The organism is Oleiphilus sp. HI0086, from assembly GCF_001635225.1.
In genome coordinates this window covers 1-778 of sequence record NZ_LWFZ01000241.1, presented here as the reverse complement: position 1 = coordinate 778, position 778 = coordinate 1, and the positions used below count along the sequence as shown (strand labels likewise).

Genomic DNA, 778 nt, shown 5'->3' with positions numbered 1-778 from the left:
ATGAAAGCCGGCTACAAGCACAACCACCCGTTACTGGAGGCTCTGACTGAATACAACCGGTTACTGAAGGCCCAGTATCTGCTGAACTACATCGATGACGCCAGCCTTAGAAACCATGTGCAGCGAGCGCTGAACCGGGGTGAAGCTTATCACCAGTTGCGTCGGGCGATCAGCAACGTCAACGGCGACCGGTTCCGAGGCAATAGCGATGAGGAGATCCAAATCTGGAACGAAAGTGCCCGACTGGTGGCTAATGCCATCATCTACTTCAACTCGAAAGTACTCAGTAACCTGCTGGACAGCTTCGAGGAACAGCGCAATGACAGATACCAGGAAACAGTCAAGCGGGCCTCACCGGTAGCTTGGGAGAACATCAACTTCCGGGGTACATACACGTTCGCGCCGACGGGCGAACTGCCAAAACTGGAGGACTTAATGGCACCGATTGAGGGCTATCGACCTAGAAATGAAAGTTGATACCCCTCTACAAGCCACGGCAGACGGGGGCTTCAGAGGTTTTTGCAATATATGGAGGCAAAATCCCTAGGACCCCAAATAGGCGACTGAAATTACACTTGCAGAATATATTCAAGAAATAATATACTGTATATCCATACAGGCATTTACTATGAAAAACTTCATTGATTTACTCGAAAAGAAACAGCTAATCTGGCATGGCCGGAGTAGGCAACAAGCACCTGAGTTCGAAACATCCGGCTACTCCGAGCTAGATGTTCACTTGTCTGGCGGCTTTCCAAAAAAAGGCGTTGTAATGCTG

1 protein-coding gene is annotated in these 778 nt (G+C 49.5%); it reads left to right on the top strand.

What is annotated here, in order from left to right; translation table 11 throughout:
* Nucleotides 1–477: Tn3 family transposase (locus tag A3756_RS03170; RefSeq protein ID WP_068552921.1), on the top strand; the 477-nt coding region annotated here is incomplete at its 5' end.
* Nucleotides 478–778: the final 301 nt, after the last annotated feature.